Source organism: Rhodococcus sp. P4_F5 (assembly GCF_056401315.1).
Window position 1 is genome coordinate 1 of the sequence record NZ_JBFUJP010000084.1, and the last position, 20,855, is coordinate 20,855.

25 protein-coding genes and 2 pseudogenes are annotated in these 20,855 nt (G+C 68.4%); 18 read left to right on the forward strand and 9 right to left on the reverse strand.

The features are described from left to right. The first annotated feature begins 233 nt into the window (after nucleotides 1-233). The gene (locus AC1DU4_RS23165; protein WP_477843860.1) at nucleotides 234-608 is read left to right on the forward strand and encodes a transposase; all 375 of its coding nucleotides are present in this window, start codon (nucleotides 234-236) and stop codon (nucleotides 606-608) included. A gap of 200 nt (nucleotides 609-808) precedes the next feature. On the opposite strand, the gene AC1DU4_RS23170 is transcribed toward AC1DU4_RS23165, so the two are convergent. Further along, nucleotides 809-985 (reverse strand): hypothetical protein, encoded by a 177-nt coding sequence (locus AC1DU4_RS23170; protein ID WP_477843906.1) that lies wholly within the window; start codon nucleotides 983-985, stop codon nucleotides 809-811. On the opposite strand from AC1DU4_RS23170, the gene AC1DU4_RS23175 reads away from it, so the two are divergent. Beyond that, nucleotides 914-1,525, forward strand: a complete 612-nt coding sequence (locus tag AC1DU4_RS23175) for a transposase (RefSeq protein WP_477843902.1) — start codon at nucleotides 914-916, stop codon at nucleotides 1,523-1,525. The two genes, AC1DU4_RS23170 and AC1DU4_RS23175, sit on opposite strands and share 72 nt — an antisense overlap. A 147-nt stretch (nucleotides 1,526-1,672) precedes the next feature. After that, a complete protein-coding gene (locus AC1DU4_RS23180) occupies nucleotides 1,673-2,209 on the forward strand; it encodes an AAA family ATPase (protein WP_477843862.1) in 537 nt (178 codons plus the stop codon). 91 nt (nucleotides 2,210-2,300) lie between these two features. Here AC1DU4_RS23180 and AC1DU4_RS23185 read toward each other — a convergent pair whose 3' ends face one another. Further along, nucleotides 2,301-2,729 (reverse strand): nuclear transport factor 2 family protein, encoded by a 429-nt coding sequence (locus AC1DU4_RS23185; protein WP_477843864.1) that lies wholly within the window; start codon nucleotides 2,727-2,729, stop codon nucleotides 2,301-2,303. A 326-nt stretch (nucleotides 2,730-3,055) separates the two neighbouring features. On the opposite strand from AC1DU4_RS23185, the gene AC1DU4_RS23190 reads away from it, so the two are divergent. From AC1DU4_RS23190 to AC1DU4_RS23210, 5 genes and pseudogenes are all read left to right on the forward strand, one after another. Continuing rightward, the gene (locus AC1DU4_RS23190; protein ID WP_477843866.1) at nucleotides 3,056-3,730 is read left to right on the forward strand and encodes a DUF998 domain-containing protein; all 675 of its coding nucleotides are present in this window, start codon (nucleotides 3,056-3,058) and stop codon (nucleotides 3,728-3,730) included. A gap of 46 nt (nucleotides 3,731-3,776) precedes the next feature. After that, nucleotides 3,777-4,172 (forward strand): hypothetical protein, encoded by a 396-nt coding sequence (locus AC1DU4_RS23195; protein ID WP_477843868.1) that lies wholly within the window; start codon nucleotides 3,777-3,779, stop codon nucleotides 4,170-4,172. A 77-nt stretch (nucleotides 4,173-4,249) separates the two neighbouring features. Further along, nucleotides 4,250-4,618: a YciI family protein gene (locus AC1DU4_RS23200; RefSeq protein WP_477843870.1), complete on the forward strand. Its 369-nt coding sequence runs from the start codon at nucleotides 4,250-4,252 to the stop codon at nucleotides 4,616-4,618. Between the two features lie 6 nt (nucleotides 4,619-4,624). Further along, the gene (locus AC1DU4_RS23205) at nucleotides 4,625-5,872 is read left to right on the forward strand and encodes an RNA polymerase sigma factor (RefSeq protein ID WP_477843872.1); all 1,248 of its coding nucleotides are present in this window, start codon (nucleotides 4,625-4,627) and stop codon (nucleotides 5,870-5,872) included. Between the two features lie 141 nt (nucleotides 5,873-6,013). Next, nucleotides 6,014-6,501, forward strand: a pseudogene (locus AC1DU4_RS23210) (transposase); the annotation flags it as partial. Between the two features lie 13 nt (nucleotides 6,502-6,514). Here AC1DU4_RS23210 and AC1DU4_RS23215 read toward each other — a convergent pair. Further along, nucleotides 6,515-7,249, reverse strand: coding sequence for a class I SAM-dependent methyltransferase (locus tag AC1DU4_RS23215; RefSeq protein WP_477843904.1), 735 nt, complete (start codon nucleotides 7,247-7,249; stop codon nucleotides 6,515-6,517). A gap of 66 nt (nucleotides 7,250-7,315) precedes the next feature. On the opposite strand from AC1DU4_RS23215, the gene AC1DU4_RS23220 reads away from it, so the two are divergent. Further along, on the forward strand, nucleotides 7,316-8,047 hold the full coding sequence (locus tag AC1DU4_RS23220; protein ID WP_477843874.1) for a hypothetical protein: 732 nt from the start codon (nucleotides 7,316-7,318) through the stop codon (nucleotides 8,045-8,047). A 530-nt stretch (nucleotides 8,048-8,577) separates the two neighbouring features. Then, nucleotides 8,578-8,916 (forward strand): hypothetical protein, encoded by a 339-nt coding sequence (locus tag AC1DU4_RS23225; RefSeq protein WP_477843876.1) that lies wholly within the window; start codon nucleotides 8,578-8,580, stop codon nucleotides 8,914-8,916. Between the two features lie 76 nt (nucleotides 8,917-8,992). Here the strand turns inward: AC1DU4_RS23225 and AC1DU4_RS23230 are convergent, their stop codons facing one another. Beyond that, on the reverse strand, nucleotides 8,993-9,484 hold the full coding sequence (locus AC1DU4_RS23230) for a hypothetical protein (RefSeq protein ID WP_477843878.1): 492 nt from the start codon (nucleotides 9,482-9,484) through the stop codon (nucleotides 8,993-8,995). A gap of 49 nt (nucleotides 9,485-9,533) precedes the next feature. Next, nucleotides 9,534-10,121, reverse strand: coding sequence for a hypothetical protein (locus AC1DU4_RS23235; RefSeq protein ID WP_477843880.1), 588 nt, complete (start codon nucleotides 10,119-10,121; stop codon nucleotides 9,534-9,536). Nucleotides 10,122-10,728: 607 nt separating this feature from the next. On the opposite strand from AC1DU4_RS23235, the gene AC1DU4_RS23240 reads away from it, so the two are divergent. Next, nucleotides 10,729-11,490, forward strand: coding sequence for an inositol monophosphatase family protein (locus AC1DU4_RS23240; protein ID WP_477843882.1), 762 nt, complete (start codon nucleotides 10,729-10,731; stop codon nucleotides 11,488-11,490). A 100-nt stretch (nucleotides 11,491-11,590) separates the two neighbouring features. Here AC1DU4_RS23240 and AC1DU4_RS23245 read toward each other — a convergent pair whose 3' ends face one another. From AC1DU4_RS23245 to AC1DU4_RS23255, 3 genes are all read right to left on the reverse strand, one after another. Continuing rightward, complete coding sequence (locus AC1DU4_RS23245) at nucleotides 11,591-11,800, reverse strand: hypothetical protein (RefSeq protein ID WP_477843884.1); 210 nt, start codon at nucleotides 11,798-11,800, stop codon at nucleotides 11,591-11,593. 537 nt (nucleotides 11,801-12,337) lie between these two features. After that, nucleotides 12,338-12,643 carry a hypothetical protein gene (locus AC1DU4_RS23250; RefSeq protein WP_477843886.1) on the reverse strand — a complete coding sequence of 102 codons (306 nt, stop codon included), beginning with the start codon at nucleotides 12,641-12,643 and terminating at the stop codon, nucleotides 12,338-12,340. Nucleotides 12,644-13,147: 504 nt separating this feature from the next. Continuing rightward, entirely contained in the window at nucleotides 13,148-13,693 is a 546-nt protein-coding gene (locus AC1DU4_RS23255) for a hypothetical protein (protein ID WP_477843888.1), read from the reverse strand. Between the two features lie 535 nt (nucleotides 13,694-14,228). On the opposite strand from AC1DU4_RS23255, the gene AC1DU4_RS23260 reads away from it, so the two are divergent. The 4 genes from AC1DU4_RS23260 to AC1DU4_RS23275 all read left to right on the forward strand — a co-directional run bounded on the left by AC1DU4_RS23260 (nucleotide 14,229) and on the right by AC1DU4_RS23275 (nucleotide 17,176). Then, nucleotides 14,229-15,299 carry a hypothetical protein gene (locus tag AC1DU4_RS23260; protein ID WP_477843890.1) on the forward strand — a complete coding sequence of 357 codons (1,071 nt, stop codon included), beginning with the start codon at nucleotides 14,229-14,231 and terminating at the stop codon, nucleotides 15,297-15,299. A gap of 82 nt (nucleotides 15,300-15,381) precedes the next feature. Continuing rightward, entirely contained in the window at nucleotides 15,382-15,876 is a 495-nt protein-coding gene (locus tag AC1DU4_RS23265) for a hypothetical protein (RefSeq protein ID WP_477843892.1), read from the forward strand. A 103-nt stretch (nucleotides 15,877-15,979) separates the two neighbouring features. Further along, entirely contained in the window at nucleotides 15,980-16,477 is a 498-nt protein-coding gene (locus AC1DU4_RS23270) for a hypothetical protein (protein ID WP_477843894.1), read from the forward strand. 39 nt (nucleotides 16,478-16,516) lie between these two features. After that, entirely contained in the window at nucleotides 16,517-17,176 is a 660-nt protein-coding gene (locus AC1DU4_RS23275) for a response regulator (RefSeq protein ID WP_072844651.1), read from the forward strand. Between the two features lie 15 nt (nucleotides 17,177-17,191). On the opposite strand, the gene AC1DU4_RS23280 is transcribed toward AC1DU4_RS23275, so the two are convergent. Then, entirely contained in the window at nucleotides 17,192-17,809 is a 618-nt protein-coding gene (locus AC1DU4_RS23280; protein WP_477843896.1) for a hypothetical protein, read from the reverse strand. 202 nt (nucleotides 17,810-18,011) lie between these two features. Here AC1DU4_RS23280 and AC1DU4_RS23285 point away from each other — a divergent pair, with 202 nt between their 5' ends. The 3 genes and pseudogenes from AC1DU4_RS23285 to AC1DU4_RS23295 form a co-directional block, all read left to right on the forward strand. After that, complete coding sequence (locus AC1DU4_RS23285; protein WP_477843898.1) at nucleotides 18,012-18,629, forward strand: FxsA family protein; 618 nt, start codon at nucleotides 18,012-18,014, stop codon at nucleotides 18,627-18,629. Then, entirely contained in the window at nucleotides 18,626-20,209 is a 1,584-nt protein-coding gene (locus AC1DU4_RS23290) for an amidohydrolase (RefSeq protein ID WP_477843900.1), read from the forward strand. Before AC1DU4_RS23285 ends, AC1DU4_RS23290 begins: the two co-directional genes overlap by 4 nt. After that, nucleotides 20,199-20,855 (forward strand): annotated as a pseudogene (locus tag AC1DU4_RS23295) (apolipoprotein N-acyltransferase); the annotation flags it as partial. The gene AC1DU4_RS23290 and the pseudogene AC1DU4_RS23295, both read left to right, overlap by 11 nt.

The following is a 20,855-nucleotide window of genomic DNA, read 5'->3' on the forward strand; positions in this document are numbered from 1 at the left end:
GATATGTGGTGCGGGCATTACGGTGGGGCACGAGAACCTCCGGTGGGAAGTGGGCCTTCGACAAGCCACACCTCAACCGGAGGTTCTCTTCACATCAAGCCGACACGCCTGTTACCAACGTCCTGGCCGGGTACACCTAGGGCGTGTCTTCTAATTCTTGGGCCGGTTGCGGGGATGCTTGATGGGTGTTGCGTTCTGTTCTGAACGATTCTTAGTGGGCCCTCATCGAGCCGGTGCTGCCCTCCTCGGCGGGCCGGGCTGGGCGGCCGTTCCGTGATGATCGCCGCGTGGTCGAGGACATCATCTACCGGTATCGGTGCGGCCTTCCGTGGCGGGATGTTCCGTCCGAGTTCGGTCCGTGGCAGACGCTCTGGAAAGGCACCGCCGATACAGCGGTGAGGGTGTCTGGGATGAGATCCTCGCAATCCTGCTCACCGATGCTGATGAACGCGGTCTGGTGGATTGGTCGGTGTCGATTGACTCCATCATCAATCGTGCCCATCAGCACACCACGAATCTGCCTCAGGACACAGGGGGATCCACCGAATTACACGATCTGCGCGATGAGCCGGCGGATCATTCGATTGGCCCGTCACGGGGTGGATTGAGCACGAAGATCCACGCCCTCGTCGACGGTCACGGGCGACCATTGGTGTTGCTGACCAGCCCGGGACAGGCAGGCGATTCGCCGATGTTCCCGCACTTGATGAACCATCTGCGGATCGCACGTCCCAGGGTGGGGCGCCCTCGCACGTCCCAGGGTGGGGCGCCCTCGCACGAGGCCCGATCGGGTTCGCGCGGACAAGGCCTACTCGTCCCGCGCCATCCGCGCGAGCGCGGCATCGAGGCGGTGATCCCGCAGCCCTCTGACCAGATCGGACACGGGATCCGCCGCGGCAGCAAAGGTGGCCGACTGCCAGGCTTCCACCGCGACGACTACAAGAACCGCAACGTCGTCGAACGCGACTTCGCGACCTTCAAGCAATGGCGAGGCCTCGCCACCCGCTACGACAAGCTCGCCATCACCTACCGCGGCGGTGCCGTCCTCCGAGCCCTCACTAGCCGGTCAAAGGCATTAGGAGATACACCCCAGTTCCCACCGATCATGCGCCGCCTCGAGAGCGGGTCACTGCCGGCGACGTATGGCGCGCCAGATGCCAGCGGTGGCGCTCGTCAAGCCCACGGTCACCATGATCCAGCCGGCCACGGCCAGCGCCAGGTCACGCGAGTCCGCCCGCGTCACCCACAGCAGCGCGGCTCCGCCTACAGTGACCAGCAGTCCGGCGCCGATCCAGACAGTGGGACCGCGCGTGGGCTGATGCTCGTAATCCATGATGACCGCAGACTAACCGGACCCGAAGATCCTCCACCTAGCCCCCGCCCCAATCGGCGCCGAAACACAGGAGTATCTGCCGCACGAGCGGCGAAATCGTCTCCGCTGGCCACCAATCCAGGAGATCTCCTGCGTTCTACGCGACGGGGCGGCGGCTGCATACGGCACGACATCCGCGACCCGCGTACGTAACTGCACAGTTATCGCGCTGTTGCGGCGTGTCGAGGGCGTGCCGCTCGGTTCGGCACACTTACCCTGACCTGCCGCGGCGGCGCAGTCCTCGGCGCGATCACCATCTGGACCAGAGCATTAGGAGACGCGCCCTAAGGGGCTCATCGGATGAGCGGAACCGTGATCATTCTGACCGGCCCGCCGGGAGCGGGGAAGAGCACCGTCGCGGCCGCGCTCGCACGGAGCTTCGAGCGGGGCGTGCACCTGCATACCGATGACTTCTGGCATTACATTGTCGCCGGGGCGATCCCGCCGTACGAGCCAGCATCCGCTACACAGAACCAGACCGTCATGGACGTCATCGCCGGAGCTGCTTTCACGTACGCGGCAGGCGGATTCACGGCGGTACTCGACGGTATCGTCGGGCCGTGGATGCTCGATCACTTCCGCAGCCACACAACGGATATCGCCCTCCACTACGTCGTACTCCGGCCCGACCGCAGCACCACTCTCGCGCGCGCTCAGGCTCGCACGGCGCCCGATGCGCTCGTCGACGAGCACCCGATTGCCGCGATGTGGGCGCAGTTCGCGTCCCTGGGTGAGTACGAGCCGTACGTACTCGACACGTCGAGCGACGATGCGCGCCGCACAATCGAACGCGTCACCGACGCCCTTGCTTCCAGTAGGTTTCGCATTCGCCTCTAGGCGGCTCGACTATCGCCCGTGCCTACCAACATGCGGCGGGTGCCTGCAAAAAGGGGAACTGCAGGTCGAGCCGCCGGCTGGTGTCCTGCTTTCACTGGCCTTCGGTGTCGAATGCTTGGGCCACGGCGAGGCTGTCCTCGTAGATATGGTGCTGGGTGACCAAGCCGTCTTCGAAGGTGAGGTGCATAGCGAACCGCGCGCGATACGCACGTCCGGTGGACCGAGCGGTCTGGCGAATCTCGCCGACCACGACCGCGTCGTTTCTGTCGATGAGGATGCGCTCAACCTCAGTCGCCACCTGTTCCGGCACGTGGTGCTCGGCAAGTTCGCGATAGTGGGCGGCCGCGTCGGCCCGGGTGGACCGATGACGGATCCAGGGCGTGGCAGTACGACCGTGCTCGGCCTTCGGCCAGTTCAGCTTCCAATCGCCGCGCTCGGCGTACAACTCGGCGATGCGCTCGGGGTCGCCCTCACCGATCCTGCGCAGTAACTCCTCAACCGCGGTCGTGGCTATGCACATGATTGCCCCCTCAGGGTGGTCCGCGTCCTGCTCATGCGGCGAGATCACCAACCTAGCCCGCGCAGTCCGGGCGAGACGATTACCTCCGTAGCGTCCGGGAGCGCGACCTTCACCGGCGCCCGGTGGGGACCTCCTCGTCTACGGCAACGCCGACCCGACCGGCTACCTGATCGAACTCGAACCTCGTCGACGACCTCGACTACCGCCCCGCTGCTGCTCCCTCGGCGTAGCGACCGCGAAAAGTCACTTCGCCTTCGCGTGTCGAAGCCCGTCACTCGGCAACGAGGTAGCCGTGAAAGACGGGCTACCGACGAGAGGACCACGCCATGACGACCATCGATCACACAACGACTGCCAGGTATTCCGATGCTGGCCGGACCACCACGACGCGGCGCCTGCTGACGTGCGGAGTAGCCGCCGGCCCGATCTACCTCGCGGTGGCAGCCGCGCGGGTGGTGACCCGCGACGGGTTCGACCTGACCCGCCACCCGCTCAGCCTGCTGAGCCTGGGCCCCGGCGGATGGATACAGATCGCCAACTTCGTCGTCAGCGGCGTGCTGTTCGTCGCGGGCGCCGTCGGAATGAGGCGGGCGATGACCGCCGGCATCGGCCGGACGTGGGTCCCGAGGCTGATCGGCTTCTTCGGGTTCAGTTCGGTGTGGGCCGGGGTGTTCGTGGCCGACCCGATGGACGGCTTCCCCACTACTGCGGGGACGTCCGACCCGACGGTGCACGGCATTCTCCACAGCATCGCACCGGTGTTCGCGTTCCTCGCGCTGATCGCCGCGTGCATCGTGCTGGCACGACGGTACTTTCGCGCGGGCCGGCGCGCGTGGGGCGTGTACAGCGCGGTCGTGGGCGTCGCACTGCTMGCCCCCGACCTGCTGATGGGTCGCGACGGATTTTCCCTCGCCCTCGCGGCGGCCGCGGTCGTGGGCTGGACCTGGGTCTCGGCGGTGGCCGCAGACCTGCTGCGCACCACCAGCGGCCAACTCTCCTGAAATTCCTCGACGAGCTTTCCGAAGATCAAATCGAAAGGACAGAATGATGAGCCAGCAAGAGATCACCCAGCAGGTACCGGCTCCGTCCGCGGAGCTCGAGCGCCTCGACCGGCTCGTGGGCACATGGAGCGTCACGGGAGGAGCCGAGGGAACCGTCACCTACGCCTGGATGGAGGGCCGCTACTTCCTGATCCAGCAGGTCGAGCTCGAGCAGTTCGGCGAGTCGATCACGGGCACGGAGTTCATCGGGAACCTCCGCCCCTTCCGCGAGGAACCGGGCGTGGACGTCGTGTCCCGGTTCTATGACAGTCAGGGCAACACGCTGGACTACGTCTACGAGCTCGACGGCGACACCTTGACGATTTGGGGCGGAGCGAAGGGTTCGCCCGCATACTTTCGAGGGACCTTCGATGAGGACGACGCCGTCCTCGACGGCGAATAGGTCTATCCGGGAGGCGGCGGTTACCCGTCGACGATGACCAGGACAGCGCAGTGATACCGATCGAGCGAGGAGATCCGATGAAGTACATGCTGTTGGCGTACACGAATCAGGCGGACTGGGACGCGGTGGACGTGACGAGCCCGGAGTTCCGGGCCATGTGCGAGTTCTACGAGAATCTCGAGCGCGAGCTCACCGACTCCGGTGAACTTGTCATGACACAGGGACTCGCGGATCCGTCCCTGACCAAGACCGTGCGCAAGGTGGACGGGATGCCGATCGCCTCGGACGGTCCGTACGCCGAGGCCAAGGAGGTGCTGGCCAGCTTCTCCATCATCGAGTGCGCGACGCACGATCGCGCACTCGCGATCACCGCCCGCATCGTCGACGCGGTCGGCGACACCGTCGAACTGCGACCGGTGATGGAAGGCGACCCCGCCGCGGTCTGAAAGACCATGGACGATGTCACCTTCGGGCACCTGCTGCGCGATCTCGCGCCGCAGGTGCTCGGCGCGTTGGTGCGACGCTACGGCCACTTCGACGTAGCCGAGGACGCCGTGCAGGAGGCGCTGCTCGCGGCGGCGCTGCAATGGCCGCACGAGGGCGTGCCCGCCGATCCCCGACCCTGGCTGATCCGGGTCGCGTCGAGGCGCATGATCGATCTGCTTCGCAGCGACCAGGCCCGCAGGCGACGCGAGGACAGCTCGGCCACGCGAACGCCGGAGGACGAACTGCACGCGCCACCGGCCGACGTCGGCCCGTCGACCGACGAGGACGACTCGTTGACACTGCTGATCATGTGCTGCCACCCCGCGTTGAGCGGCGCATCACAGGTCGCCCTCACCCTGCGCGCGGTGGGCGGGCTGACCACCGCCGAGATCGCCAGGGCCCTGCTCACACCGGAATCGACGGTCGGCCAACGCATCAGCCGTGCCAAGGCCCAGATCAAGCGTTCCGGCATCGCCTTCGCGCTGCCACCGGGACACGAGAGGGCCGAGCGGCTCGACGCCGTCCTACACGTGCTGTACCTGATCTTCAACGAGGGGTACACCAGTTCCTCGGGTCCGAACCTGCATCGCGTCGAACTGTCTGCCGAGGCAGTCCGCCTCACACGACTGCTCCGCGCCACCGTCCACGAAAACGGCGAGGTGGCGGGGCTTCTCGCACTGATGCTGCTCACCGACGCCCGTCGGCCGGCGCGCAGCACCGCCGACGGACGGCTGATCCCGATGGCCGAGCAGGACCGCGGACTGTGGAACCGCGACGCCATCGACGAGGGCATCGACATCGTCACCGACGCGATGTCGCGAACAGCACTGGGCCCCTACCAACTCCAGGCCGCCATCGCCGCGCTCCACGCCGAGGCCCCCACGGCGGAAGCCACCGACTGGATGCAGATTCTCGGGCTGTACACCCTGCTCGAGACGATGACCGACAATCCCGCGGTGACGCTCAACCGGGCCGTGGCAGCGGCGATGGTCTACGGACCCCAGGCAGGCCTGCGGCTGCTGAGCGCCCTGGACGGCGACCCGCGGCTGGCCCGTTCGCACCGCCCCGACGCGGTCCGCGCCCATCTACTCGAACTGACCGGCGACCTCGACGCTGCCGCGGCGCTCTACCGATCCGCCGCCCGCAAAACCACGAGCATCCCCGAGCAGAACTATCTGCGGGCGCGGGCGACCCAACTCGGCCACACGGGCTAGTTTCACTCGATGGATCGCACTGTGCCGGCGGACGAGACGGAGGGGAACATGTCCCTCAGTCGTGTGACCCCGACCGGTCGCCCTAGGTGGGGCCACGTCAAGCCGTCAGGGCGCCAGTGGATTCACGGGCTGGCCATGGATGGCGAGGCCGCCGGACGCTCACCGGTCGATCGTGGCAAACGGGGCTTGAAACGCTCGGTATAACGGATGGTTACGGAATCCCTCTCGGCAGGGCCCTGGCCGCCGCGAACCGCCACGATTCCCCGTTGCTCGCACCGACCCTGGATCTGTTGGACGACCTCGGGCCGCTGCCCGACGACATCACCGTGCACCTGGACGCCGGCTATGACTCGAACAAGACCCGCACCGAACTCACCGCCCGAAACCTGCACTGGTGCATCGCGCACAAGGGCGATAGGGCGCCGATCCAGGCAAGCCGGAGGTGGCACGTCGAGCGCACGCATGCCTGGAAGAACGCCTTCCACCGGCTCACCCGCTGCTACGAACGCCGCACCACCGTCATCAATGCTTTCTTCGACCTCGCCGACACGATCATTACCGTGCGTAGCCTGATCCGCCGGGCATGGACCACCCACCGCTGGGACAACCGGCCGAACCGCCGCCCATGAGGGCACCGAGCTCTTACGCGCGCTCAGGTTTGCGCGCCTCGATGAGGGACCTGGAGGAGCGGGCGATGAACAGGCCCTCGGCCTCGATCTTCTCGTGCAGCTCGCGCAGGCGGCTGCGGTACTTCTCGACGGTGAAACCGGGCACCGTCCAGATCACCTTGCGGAGGAAGTAGATCACGGCGCCGACGTCGAAGAACTCGATCCCCAGCCGTTCCGTGCGTACATGGATGATCTCCAGGCCGACGGACTTCGCCACCGCGCTCTCGTCGTCAGGGTGCCGCTTCCGGCGCGCCTCGGGCTGCGGCCCCAAGAAGTATTCCACCAGCTCCCACACGCTGGCGGGCCCGACGTGCTGGGCGAAGTACGTCCCACCCGGTCGCAGCACTCGCGCGATCTCCGACCACCACACCGTCGCGGGATGCCGGCTGGTCACCAGGTCGAATGCCTCATCGGCGAACGGCAGCGGCGGCTCGTCCGGGTCAGCGACGACCACCACCCCGCGCGGGTGCAGCAGCCTGGTCGCCTTGTCCACGTTCGGCGGCCAGGACTCCGTCGCGGCCATCGATGGAGGCAGCTTCGCGGCCCCGGCCAGGACCTCACCACCGCCGGTCTGAATATCAAGCGCCGCCGACACCATCGCCAGCCGCCGACTCATCGCCTGCTGATAGCCCCACAGCCAGGAGAAATCCCAGCCCTCCACGGAAACCGACTCAGCTTCGGCGACAAGCTCTTCAAAAGGACGTGACATACCCACATCATTACGCCCCAGCCACCCGAACGCACACAGTTTTCCGTTGTGGCCCATGGCAAGCCGGTGACGGGAACAACGTACGGTAGCGGCCGAACCGCTGCCCATGAGGGCACGCACACCCTCTGGATCGACGGCGTCCTCTACCCGGACAGCCTCCCGGAGGGTCTGTACGACCTCGACCCGATCGACACCGATATGTCCGACGACGAACGGGAGCGCCTCGAGCGGCGTCATCTGGCGCGTCAGGCGTACGCCTTCGTCCCGCACGGGCCACGTCGACTCGACGGGTCACGTCGCTACCGCGGGCCCGCTGTCGAGCCGGCCCGGGTCCGCTGCCCGAACAACCCTGTCTCGATGCGTGCGCCGCAGAGCCTGCCGACGACCTCCTGCACGCCGGGAAAGGCATGCGGTTGTGGCCGCACCATCACCTTGTACGACACGGACTTTCCCGATCTGCGGATGCCGTTCCAACACGGGACCCTCGCGTGGGAGGCGTCGTATCACCGCAGGGTCGGCATCGAGAGTGTGTTCGCTGACCTGAAGCAGAACCGGCTGGCGGTGCACCGCGGTTTCTTCCGTGGCTTCGGGATTCGCCGGTACACATTGCTCGTCGGATTCACCCTCGCCGCGCTCAACCTTCTCAACCTGCACGACTGGTACTCCAAGCGTGAGCGCCTCGATCCCTGGGGCCGGTTCCTCGGTGAGCCGGAACCAGAGCACGCACCTCGCCGGCGGCGTCACTTCGTCTCGGTGCGACGCGAGGAGTCCCTGAATCGCGCCGAATCCGGCAGATAGGGACCCGCCCCGGTAGCGAAATCCATGGATTCCGCGGCTCGACCTCGACCACATCGCGGAAGCGGTCGTCCGTGGCTGTTTCGGGAGCGGCGCTCGGCCGGGTCTGGATGCGAATCGCGCCGCAATCGGGTCAGAGATCCGCCGAATCGGGCCAGCGAAGTCCAGTTGAGGGGGAATCGGCCTCGGGAACCCGGCAGCGGGTCCAATTGGTGAACGCAACGGGCGTTGATGGGTGAACACCCCGAAGAGCCGATGACGGGAATCGAACCCGCGTATTCAGCTTGGGATGTCGGCCGGACCCGGTTTCGACCGTCCGTGACTGTTCGCGTAGTTCGTTGCGACCTGCAGGTTCTATCCGGCTTCGTCCGTTGATGGTTGCGGCGATGCGCGGCCTGTAGTGACATTGCTGTGACACCCGGGGTCTTCGGCGGTGGACCCACCATTCCGCCTTGACAGGAATCTCGTCGAGTTGCCTCAGCATCAGCTGCCCCAGTCTCGCGTCCGCATATTGGAACGGGTGCTCGGCACGGATGTCGTCGAGGAGTGCGCGGGACAGTGGCCGCCTTCTCGAGCCACGCCGCCTCGAGTGCGGTGCGGGTCGCGAGTGCGAACTCGCCGGCATCCGCGCCGCGATCCTCGGACTCGAACGGCGCGGCTGGGTTCGCGAGGACCCACAGGACGCGGGCATGCAGATCAGCACCAGCGAGCCGTTGCCCGGCGGCGCGGCGTTGACCATTGCCTTCCGCCCGGGGATCTCCGTCGGCGATCCCACGATGCTCCCCGAGCAGCACATCGTCGACGCGGGCGTCGCGCCAAGCCTCTCGGTGAACTTCACCCCGTCGACACCTCCGAAGTACTGCGCGACCTGATCACCCTCGCCGAGGACGGGTGAACGTCGAGGGGTGCGGGTTCGGCCGTCCAAGAGACCGGGGTAGTCGATCGGGTTCACCAGGCGGCACTGGCTAGTTGGCCGATCTGGGAGATCACGCTGTCGATGTGGGGGTCGAGCCAGGCGGGTGTTCCTCGGACCTGCCGCGGTCTCAACAGTTGGCGACCACGCGAGGGCCACTGGACGAAGTCGTATCCGGCCAACTCGGTCTGGGCTGTGTCCGCGACCCACACCGCTGCCTCGCAGAAGGAGGCGTCCATCAACAAGCCGTCGCACAAGCTGAACCCGCTGATGCCGGCCGTTCCATTCCAGCCGATCGTGACTGCGTAGGTGGCGCCGATGGACAGGTCCCAAACCAGCCGATCAGGCTGGACGTCACGTCCGTAGCGCAGGCAACGCAGGTCGCGGGCGACCGCCACGACGGCATCCACCCACGCGCCGGGCGGGTCGAGTCGCATCGCCGGGCTGTCGTAGAAATCCGGCTTGTCGTCGACAATTGCGAAGCGCCACAGAAGGCGATCCTCGCCCCTGAGATCGAAGTTCGACATGAACACCACTGTGGCACGTCGGGCAGAGCCAAACGGCCGGGATCAGTTCTCAGCGGTAGTACGGGGGTTCCGTGTCGGGATCGTCTGCGACAACATCGACGTACGGGTTGGCCACGAGCCGATCGATCGCGCCGGGACTTGCACCAATCGACGCGAAGTGGGGATCGACGTCGCACGTCACACACCAGGCGTGATCAGCCGGCCACACGAATGCCGGGGTGGGAGCTTCGATGTCGTGCAGCAGCGTCTCGATCTGGGCGTCCCAGTCGGCGAAGTCGGTAAGCGCTCCGTGGAAGAGAAAGTAGTCGCGGTTCGGGGTCGAGACCTTCGGCGTCGGATCGTCGCCGTCGAAGCTCGGCCACCCGTCCCAGATGCAGATGTAGCAATCATCAGGTGTTCCGGTGTATCGGGCCAGGTCGGCCAGGATGACACCGAGTTGTTCGTTGTCGGAAAGGGCATCCGGATCGCGGTGGGCGTCGTTTTCGCTCTGCCCCGGACAGCTCGGGTCCGGGACGAACCGCAGGCGCGCGTACTTGTCGAAACTGTCCGGACCCCGTGCGGCCAGCCGCGACCAATCCTCGTCTCGCTGTTCGAGCCAGCGCGCTGCCGACAGATCGACACACCGTGTGATGCTCATTCGACCAGTGTGGCCGCACTTGTGTTGCTGTGTGCAACAGGGGAGTCCCCGACGATCTGAGTGAGCAGCAACTGAGGGCGGTGGCCGGAGCCGATTGCCATCTTCGATGGCCGCCTTGTCGCGAGGCGTCCGCCACCAATGGACACCCGCTGAAATCGCAACGGCAACAACGACTACCGAGACCAGGCCGACGAAGATCCATCGCACCACGCGAAATGGCCGGCGCCGTGGCTTCGGATGCGTCGAACCCGCCACTTCACTCGGTCGATCGTCATCGGACTGCCCTCCCGACTCCACGTCGACGGCAATCGGATCAGGCCCCCCTGTATTCCCCATGCGGCCAACATGACCGACGCCAATCGCCCGTATTCGTTCCTGTCGGGCGATGCGACTATTGTCTGGATCAGCGGCAGGCAGTGGGCCGCCCCCCCACACCGGCGAGGTCTGGGGCGCAACAGGCGTCCTGGGTCCGAATCCGGGGGCGCTGCCCTCGGATTTGAGGTGGCGGGCCTACTGCCTTCCCGGCCTGGTCGCGGTTGTCGCTGGAAGCTGATCGACGACCGCCCTGGCGCGGGCTCCTCCTACGGGACGTTCTAGTATCCACGCGATGGGCAGCGTTGACGACCTCCAACTCGCGTTCGACACCTCGGACTTGGCGGCGGAACTCGCGCTCGCTCACTTCGAGTCTGGCGTTTCGGCAACGCTGAAGGACGACGGCACACCGGTCACCGAAGCCGACCGGGCAGTCGAGCGCTTGCTCCGGGAGACGTTGTCGGGGGAACGGCCGGACGATGCGTTCTTCGGTGAGGAACTCGGTCAGCTCGGTGAGTCCGATCGGGTCTGGGTCCTCGACCCGATCGATGGCACCGGGTTCTTCAGTCAGGGTGATCCGAACTGGCGAATCCACATTGCCTTGGAGGTTCAGGGGACCACGCAGGTCGCGGTCGTCACCTCTCCGGCGCTGCGGCGCTGTTGGTGGGCAACCCGGGGCGGCGGTTCCTTCGAGTCGTCCTGGCCACGCGAGGAGAGCGAGACGCGCCGCCTCCAGGTCAGTACGACGGCGACGCTCGCCGCCGCCTTGCTCGATGCCGTGGATGGCGAGTCCCGAGCCCGACTCCCACCGAGTGCCGCCCACGCACCGGGGAGCCCGTTACCGCTGGTCGAACTCGTTCGCGGCGAGATCGATGCCTTCTTGGCCGAGCGCTACCACAAGTGGGATCACGCGCCGTGGGTTCTCCTCGTCGAAGAAGCCGGCGGCCGCTTCACCGATCGAACCGGTGGACACGCGTGCGATCGGGGCGGCGGCCTGTACTCGAACGCCAACCTGCACGGGCAGCTACTCGCTTCGCTGCACTACCCGGCGCATTGAGGTTCCGCCGCGGGCGAGGCGCGGGCGACGCCGAACCGGCGTCGCCCGGCAAGCACGGCAGGCGGATCCGCTTGCGGCGAGAGGCCTTCCACCGGATCTGTCAGAACGTTGCTGGATCCCAGAAGTAGAGCTGACCTGCAAAGGCGCCGATCAACCCCGACGGCGGGTTGAGGGCGTGCTTCTTTCCTTCCGGATCGAGCTGGTACGCAACGGTCATTCCGTGGAAGGAGACGCAGTGGATGTTGTCGGTTCCGAAGGGGCTGAACGCCACCTTGTTGGTGCCGTTCCATGCGTCGAGGACCCACGGCACCCGAAATTGGTCGCTGCACGGGTACTCGCGTAGGCCGATATCTTGTGCCGCTGCGCCGGGGTGCCAAGACGGTTCCGATGCCGACTGCCAGTGCGCCCGCTGCGACGAGCATCTTGCGGTTCATTTCGAATTGCCTCCCCAACAATCGGTAATGGACAGTCTGTCTATAGGACGCGCGGCGGTCGGCGTTACAAGCCTGCCGCAGTTTGACCGTCCCGATGAGTTCACCGCCGGTTCGACCTTGGGTCGATCCACACCCGAGCTCCGGATTGGTGCCTGTTTGACGATCGCCGAAGGGGACGGCCGGCGGAGTCGATCAGAGTGGGTTGCGTCCGTGAGGGATTCAGGTGACGCACACCGATTGCAACTCCTGCAGAGCGCAGTACCGACATGGGCGGCAATGCCGCTGGTGGTGCGGGCGCGGGTCAGGGGTACGCAGCGCCGAGCCGCCGCGGACAGGGGGGCCGGCGGTGGTGAGGAACTTCCCCGGCTGCGCAGCGCTGTCGAGACGACGACGTTGTCGTCCTCGACTTCGGTCTATTGCGGGCAGCTGATGGTTCCTACGGCAGTGGTCGGTGAACCCGAGTCGCGGTTGCCCGGGGCGGCGTTGATCATCGCGAAGTCGACGACTCGGCCGTCGTCGCTCGACCGCACCGCGACGCTGTCGCTGTCCGGGTTGAACATCTGGACGAGAGTGCCTGTTTCATCGGCAAACATGATGGTCACCGACACGACGGCGGGTCCCTCCTCGTCGTCACCGTGCGAGTCCTTGTCTCCGACGGAGACTACGACCGTGTAGTAGTCCTCGCGGGGATAGTTCTCGGATCCGCGGAAATCGTCCATCGCCTGCGAGGTGGCGGTGTAGTGCCGCCTTCCGTCCGTCGGGTCGACGGAACACCCGACCCTGGTCGTATCGGTCGTGGACGCGTAGCCGGCCCACAGCCCGTCCAGTGTGACCTCGGCGCCGGCTGGAGTTCCCGTCGGCGATTTCGGGAGCGGCGGAAGCTCGCGTGGGCCGGCCCCGCGGTTCACTCGGAACACCGCTGCCTCCGACTGCGGTTCACTGCTGCCGGTGGGGGCCGCCGAGCACGCAACCAGGAGCGAAACCAGCAGTGCGCCTGCGGTGACGCAACCCCCTTTGGCACTGTTCATCGTCCGCCTACACTCCCACGCCGCATCCCGTAACCCGTGCGGCTGAGACAGTCTCGCCTACACGCACCGGCGGCCTTCCCGCTGCGTCGACTCACAACTGAATCGGTCCTGTGACTGATCGCACAAGACCCGATTGCCGTCGTCCGGCGGCTACAGGTCGGGCACGCCAACGCATCGGTCGGCGCTGGACTTTCACTACTTGTCGACGAACGACTCGCAGTGGATCCGACCCGCGGCGCGTATCGGGACCGGGTCGGCATCGATGCTGTTCGCGTCGCCGGTCACCTCGAACGTGACCGCGGGGTCGTGGTCGTCGGCGGTGATCGTCGCGCCCTGGCCGTCCTCCGCGCCCATGCGGAAGTGGCGGCCCTGCTTGTCCGAGAAGACGATGGTCACGGACGGCGCGGAGGGCGAGCCATCGGGGGACGAGGAGACGTCGGGGACATGGACTTGGACGTCGAAATCTCGTCCGGGGTTGTCACCACCGGCGTCGTAGTCCGCGAAATCGCTGGTCTTCGCAGCGAAACCGCGCGCGGCAACGGTGTGAGGGCCGCCGTAGCGGGTGCATTCGGGGCTCGCTTCGGGCGGAAGGGTGACCCTCTCGGGCCAGGCTTCGGTGACCTCGAGCCATGCTCCGCTCGACGGGCCGGCGACCGGCGTGGCCGGTCGCGGATCCTCCGGCTGTTGAGGCACCCCGCATCCGGCGACCACGGCCGACATGGTCGCGAATACTGCCGTCACAGTGACGTATCTGCTCCTACCCCGCATGACAGCCACGGTAGGCGAGCGGATCGGTCGTGTGCAGCGGGATGCCGGGATTCCTTGTCGGCCACCAACATCTCGGATCGACAGGCGCCGCGTCGGTGTCGAATGAGCAGAGAGGGCCCGTGCCGAGGGAGTGCCGACAACGGAGTCGCAGCGCTGATCGGGGCGCCGGGGATCTGATCCGGTTCCAGKTTCGGCCGGCGCGTCTGACGGCGGATCTGTATCACCCAGTCACCGTGTGGCTCRGTTCCGAGAATCGGTGAGCGAACTACGGCGGGCCCGACTCCTGTCGACGGGGCAGTCGGCAGGTGCACAGTTTTTGCCGGGGGTGGGGACGGGTCCGGGTGCGGGCGATCGGGTCGATGGCGCCGGATCCGAAGGCCGGGACAGTAACTCACGATAAGTGGGGATTATGACGATCAAGAATCATCGTTTCATTACCGTAGCTGTAACGTAACATGTAACGTAACGTAACTAAATGGACAATCCAGCGAGAAACAGGGGAGTGCACGTGAACACCGAGGACGCGAAGGACGCCGGCGCCACCGAGGAACCGAAGGCACGACCGGGCCGGCCCCGCCAGTACGCCAGCGACGCGGATCGTGTCCGGGCCTTCAGGTCCCGCCGGAAGGCCCGCGAGCAGCAGGGAGAACTCGACGCGCTCCCGACCGCCACGCCGAGCGAGGCGGTCGGGGTCCTCGAACGGACACTCGAGGACCTCCGAACCGTCACCACCACCTCGATCGAGCAGTTCAACGTGTTCGCCCGGCAGATCACCGCTGCCGTCGACAAGCTCAGCGACCCGGACACGCTCGACGTGGCACTGCACCGCGCGACCGTCGAACTGGCACAGACGAAGGCGAAGTACGAGGCRGACCTCGCGGAACTGCGGGCGCGACACGAGGCCGCGGTCGAGGACCGGGCCAACGCCGAGGCCGCGGTCGACGCGGTCGACACCGAACTTGCCGCCGCGGTCTCCGACCACCGGCTCGAGCTCGAGCGACTGTCCGCGGACCACGAGGCCGGGCTCCGGGAACTCGAGGAGGCGCACGCCGAGCAGCTGAGCGAAGTAGCCCAGCAGGTCGCGGCCGCCGAGGCCGACCGCGACACCCGACTGGCCGCAACCGAATCGGACCTCGACGGCCTGCGCGACAGGCTCCGCGACGCGCAGGCCCGCGCGGACGCGGCCGAGCGACGGGCCGCGGCCGCCGAGCAGACCGCTGCCGCCTCCGAGCAGCGCGCCGAGCAGGCCGGCGCGGCGGCCGAGCARCGCCTCACCCAAGTCGCCGTCGCTGCCGACCAGCGCATCGCCGATCTGCGCGCCGCGGCCGAGCATGCAGACACGAGCGCGGCGGCCACCATCGCGCGGCTCGAGAAGTCCGTCGACCACGAACGCGCCGCTGCGACCGCCGCCCGCGAACGGTCCGACACGCTCAGGGACGAGCTCGAACGCGCCCGCCTCGACGCCCACGAGGCGCGCGCAGCCGAGGCTGCGCTGCGCGTGAAGGCAGACGAGATCCTCGAGCGAAAGTCCCGGCCCGGCGAAACCGAAGAAGGGGAGACCGAGGCGGGGATAGGCTGACACCTGAGCAGGTCGGGACGGGTTCCACACCGGAGGTCACGCCATGCGCCGCGTATCGATTCCTCGTTCGGTCGTTGCCGGGGTGATCACATCTGCAGCCGCGGTGGCCCTCGTGCTCGGTTCGTCCGCCCCGGCGACTGCCGACCCGCCGCCTGCGGCGACCACCGAGTTCCAAGTTCCGGTGCGACACATCGCGGGATGTATCCCCGGCATCCTCGTATGTATCAGCGTGCCGCCGCTCACGACCGTCACCCCGACGGCAACCACCGGCGCACCTGGCGAGGTGACATTCGCGGCGAAGCCTCCGACGCGGACCTGGACGGGATTGAGCGGTTGCCTCGAAGTGACGGTGCACTGGCTGAACCTGACCACCGGCGCCGCCGGTACCACCGCGCTCCGACCAGTTCCGTACGACTACAGCCGCCCCTACACGCCGGACGATTGGTGCCGGTACACCCCCGCGACGGCGGTCACCGGCAGCGGCACGATCGCCGCAAGCGCCGACATCGGCGTGGCCGGACCCTGGGAATACCGGATCCTGGTCACCCCGGGCGTCGGGATCGTCCCGGTGCCCTGAGCAGCCGAAGAACCGGCCGGTGAAACCGAAGAAGGGGAGAGGGAGGCGGGGATACGCTGACACCTCAGCAGGTTGGGACGGGTTCCACACCGGAGGTCACGTCATGCGCCGCGTATCGATTCCTCGTCCGGTCGTCGCCGGGGCGATCACATCTGCAGCCGCCCTGGCCCTCGCACTCGGCTCGTCCGCCCCGGCGACCGCCGACCCGCCACCGGCGACGACCACCGAGTTCCAAGTCCCGATCAGGCACGTCACGTGGTGCACGCTCGCGGTCTGGGTGTGCCAGCCGCAACTGTCGACGGTCACGCTGTCGGCAACGACCGGCACATCCGGCGCGGTGACCTTCGGGGCGAAGCCTCCGTACTGTCTCGACGTGTGGGTGAACTGGCTGAACCTGACCACCGGCGCTGCCGGCACCGCCCTGCTTCGACCAGTGCCGCCCGATTACAGCCGCCCCTACACGCCAGGCGCCTGGTGCCACTACACACCCGCGACCGCGGTCACCGGCAGCGGCACGATCGCCGCGGCCGCCGACTTCGTCGACCCCGGCGGATCCCAGGTACTGATCACCCCGGGGATCGGCACATTCCGCGTTCCCTAGCCAAGGCATCGGGAATTCCGGGCGGGCTAGTGTATTCGCGTGCCGATCACCGTGTTGCTTGTCGACGACCAGGAGCTCATGCGTGTGGGCCTGACCATGGTGCTCGACGCACAGGACGACATCACGGTGGTGGGGGAGGCCGGCGACGGCGCCGCCGCGGTGGCCGCGGCAATCCGGCTCGAACCCGACGTGGTGCTGATGGACGTGCGGATGCCCGTGGTCGACGGGATCGCCGCCACCGAGCAGATCCTCGAATCCGACTGCCCCAGCCGGGTTCTGGTGATGACGACCTTCGACCTCGACGAGCACGCGCTCGGCGCGCTGCGGGCCGGGGCGAGCGGGTTCCTGCTCAAGGACACCCCGCCCGAGGACCTGATCTCGGCAATTCGGAGCGTGGCGGCCGGCGACGCGGTGGTCTCACCCAAGGTGACCCGGCGACTGCTCTCCCGGATGATCGGCGACGACCCGGCGCCGAAGCGTGCCCCGGAGGTCCTCGACGTGCTCACCGAGCGCGAACACGAGGTGCTCGAGCACGTCGCGGCCGGGCTGTCCAATGCGGAAATCGCTCGGGGCCTGCACCTCTCGGAGGCGACGGTCAAGACCCACGTCAGCCGGATGCTCACCAAGCTGGGGTTGCGAGACCGGGTGCAGGCCGTGGTGCTGGCCTACGAGACCGGGCTGGTCACGCCCGGCTCGTAGGCCCCCTCGCCGGTGTCAGGCGGTGAAGCTGCCCACGGTCGGCAGCGCCATGCAGTTGGTCCCGTCCAGGTAGTCGACGGAGCCGAAGAGCGCCGCGAAGACCTGGCCCTCGCCGGTCGCGACGGTCTTGGACATGGTCGGAATCGTCATCAGCGCGTCGTCGAGCGGCTCGAAACCGCCCTTGAGGGTGTTGACGTTGAACCAGGCAACGGAGAGCCCCGAGGTCTTCGGGACGCCGAGGACCCCCGGCAGCGCCTGGAAGCGCAGGTCGCCGCGCTCGATCCACGGCGGGATCGGGAAGTTCGGGCCCGCCTGCGCGGTCGCGACGGTGACGGTCAGCGGGTTGCCCGCGACGCCGCACCCCAGCGTGGGCGCCGGGTAGAAGAAGTTCTGCGTCTTGGTGGCCCCGAACTCCGGAAGCGGGGGCAGTCCCGGCAGGAACCCGGCCGCGCCGAGGATGCCCTGCAGCGCGGCCAGCGCCTCGGGGGACTGCGCGCCGGCCTGGGTCAGCAGCCCGGCAAGGTCCGAGCCCGGCGCGRGTGCCGGTGCGGCCGTCGCGGTACCGGTGAACACGAGGGTGGCGGCGGCAGCGGAGACCGTGAGGGTGGCGATCCGGCGGAGGATCCGGTGCATGGTGACTCCTGACGTTGTGGTGCGGTGAACGTGACGAACGACTGCCCCGACCGGCCGATCTCGGAATGTCGTCCCGGAACTCGGCCCAGGTGCACTGCACCACGCAGAATGTCTCAATGTCAACTTGAGGGTTAGTGTTCGGGAGAAAATTCGGACACTCACGCGTTGGACTGACAGAACCGTCTACCGAAAGGACCACGCCATGATCCCGGCGCTGCTCGTGCTCTATCTCGCCGTCGAGGTGGCGGCCGTGATCTGGGTCGGCAGCACCATCGGAGTGCTGTGGACCGTGCTGCTCTTCCTGCTCGGCTGGGTGGTCGGCCTGTGGCTGGTCCGTTCCCAGGCCAAGCGCGTGTTCGAGCAGTTCCGGCGCGCCGGCGCGGGGACCGCCTCGGCCGGAGGCGCGGTGGCGGACGGCGCCCTCGTCGCGGCCGGCACCGTGTTGCTGGTCATCCCCGGGCTCGTCACCTCGGCGCTGGGGTTGCTGCTGTTGATGCCGCTCACCCGCCGGGTGCTGCGGCCGGTGGTGCTGCTGGTCGGTGGCCGCCGCGTCGCGAKGGCCACCGCGGCCGGTCAGGCCGGGGCCGGGGTGTACGCCCACACCCGACGTCGCACCGTCGTGGACGGGGTGGTCGTCGAGGACACGATCGTCGACACCACCGTGGACGGCGAGGATCTCCGGTACTGGCCCGGCGCCGACGTCGGCCGGCGGTCGGGGGATCCACTCGCCATCGAGGGCGAGATCGTCCTGCCGGATTCCGACGGGCGGTACCCGGGGCGCGACCAGGACGGCTCGGGCGGGCAGACTAAGGCTCCGTGAGCACCCAACTTCTGGTCAACGGACGCATCTACAGCCCGGCCGCCCCGGACGCCACCTCGATGGCCGTCACCGACGGCATCGTGGTCTGGGTCGGTGAGGACCGGCCGGGCCGCGCGCTACACCCCGACGCCGAGGTCCTCGACCTGGACGGGGCGTTCGTCACCCCCGGATTCGTCGACACGCACGTCCACACCACCGCCCTGGGACTGGCCCTGACCGGCCTCGACCTGGCCGCCGCGGCGTCGCGCGACGAATGCCTCGAACTGGTGCGCGCGTACGCCGCAGCCCACGACGACGCCGTGATCTGGGGCCAGGGCTGGGACGAGACCCGCTGGACCGAGTCCGACGCGGCCGCGCCGACCACCACCGAACTCGACGCCGCCGCCCCCGGACGCCTGGTCTACCTGGCCCGGGTCGACGCGCACTCGGCCGCCTGCTCCACCGCGCTGCGCCGCGCCGCCGGCGTGGACGACGCTCAGGCACCGGTGACCGGCGACGACCACCACCTGGCCCGGACAGCCGCCCGGTCGCTGCTCACCCCCGAGCAGCGCGCCGCCGCCCGCACCGCCGCCCTCGACCTGGCCGCCGCGCACGGCGTCGTCGCCGTGCACGAGTGCGCCGGCCCCGACATCGCCGGCCTCGACGACCTGACCGAACTGCTGGCGCACCCGCACGGCGTGGAGGTCCGCGCCTACTGGGGCGAGGCCGTCGCCAGCGCCGAGGAGGCCACCGCGCTGCTCGCCCGGACCGGCGCGCACGGCCTCGGCGGCGACCTGTTCGTCGACGGCGCGATCGGCTCGCGGACCGCGTGGCTGTGCGCGCCCTACGTGGACCGCCCGCACACCGGCACCTGCCACCTCGACGTCGACGCGATCGCCGCGCACCTGAGCGCCTGCACCCAGGCCGGGATCCAGGCCGGCTTCCACGTCATCGGCGACGCCGCGGTCGCCGCGGTGGTGGCGGCGTTCGAGCGGGTCGCCGACGAACTCGGCGCCCCCGCCGTCGCGGCCCGGGGCCACCGCCTCGAACACCTGGAGATGATCACCCCGGAGCAGGCCGCCGCGCTGGGCCGGCTCGGCGTGATCGCCAGCGTCCAACCGGCATTCGACGCGCAGTGGGGCGGCGCCGACGGCATGTACAGCCGGGCGCTCGGCGCCGAGCGCGCCCGCACCCTCAACCCGTTCGCCGCGATGGCCGCCGCGGGTGTCTCCCTGGCCCTCGGCTCGGACGCCCCCGTCACCCCGCTCGACCCGTGGGCGATGCTGCGGGCCGCGGTCAACCACCGCACCGAGGGACACGGCCTGTCCCCGCGGGCGGCCTACTCCGCCGCCACCCGTGGTGCGTGGCGCGCCGGCGGCGTCCGGGACGGGCTGGCCGGCACCCTGGTCCCCGGGGCCCCCGCCTCGTACGTGATCTGGGAGGCGGGCGAGCTGGTGGTCAGCGCCGCCAAGGACTCCGTGCAGCGCTGGTCCACGGATCCCCGCTCCCGGGTGCCCGCCCTGCCGCACCTCGAGCCGGACAGCCCGAGTCCCGTCTGCCGCAAGACCGTGCACCGCGGCGTCACCGTCTATGAGCGCTGACACGTCCACCGACGCCGGGCCGGCGGTCCAGTCGAGCCCGGCGCCCGGCCGGCTGCGGCGGCTGGCGCCGACCCTGCGCGACAGCCTGGCCGCGGTGGTCGCGGGCCTGTTGCTGTTCGCGAGCTTCCCGCCGCGTCCGACCTGGTTCCTCGCGCCGGTGGGGGTGGCGCTGCTGGTGCTGGTGCTCACCCGCGCGCCGCTGCGGCCGCGCCGCGGCTTCGGGTACGGGTTCCTCGCGGGCCTCGGCTTCCTGGTCCCGCTGCTGCCGTGGGTGGGGGAGTACGTGGGCCCGGCGCCCTGGCTCGCCCTGGCCACCGTCGAGGCGCTGTTCTTCGGCCTGTTCGGTGTGCTCGCGGTGCTGCTGGCGCGGCTGCCCTGGGCGCCGCTGTGGCTGGCCTGCGCCTGGTCCCTCACCGAGTGGTTGCGCGCGAGCGTCCCGTTCGGCGGCTTCCCCTGGGGCCGGCTCGCGTTTGGCCAGCCCGACAGCTTGCTGCTGCCGATCGCGAGTCTCGGCGGCGCGCCGCTGCTCAGCTTCGCGGTCGCGCTGACCGGCACCGGCCTGGCCGCGCTCGCGCTCGCGGTGGTCCGCGAGCGGTCGCCGCGCCGATGGCTGGCCCCGGCCGCCTGGGCCGCGGCGATGCCGTTG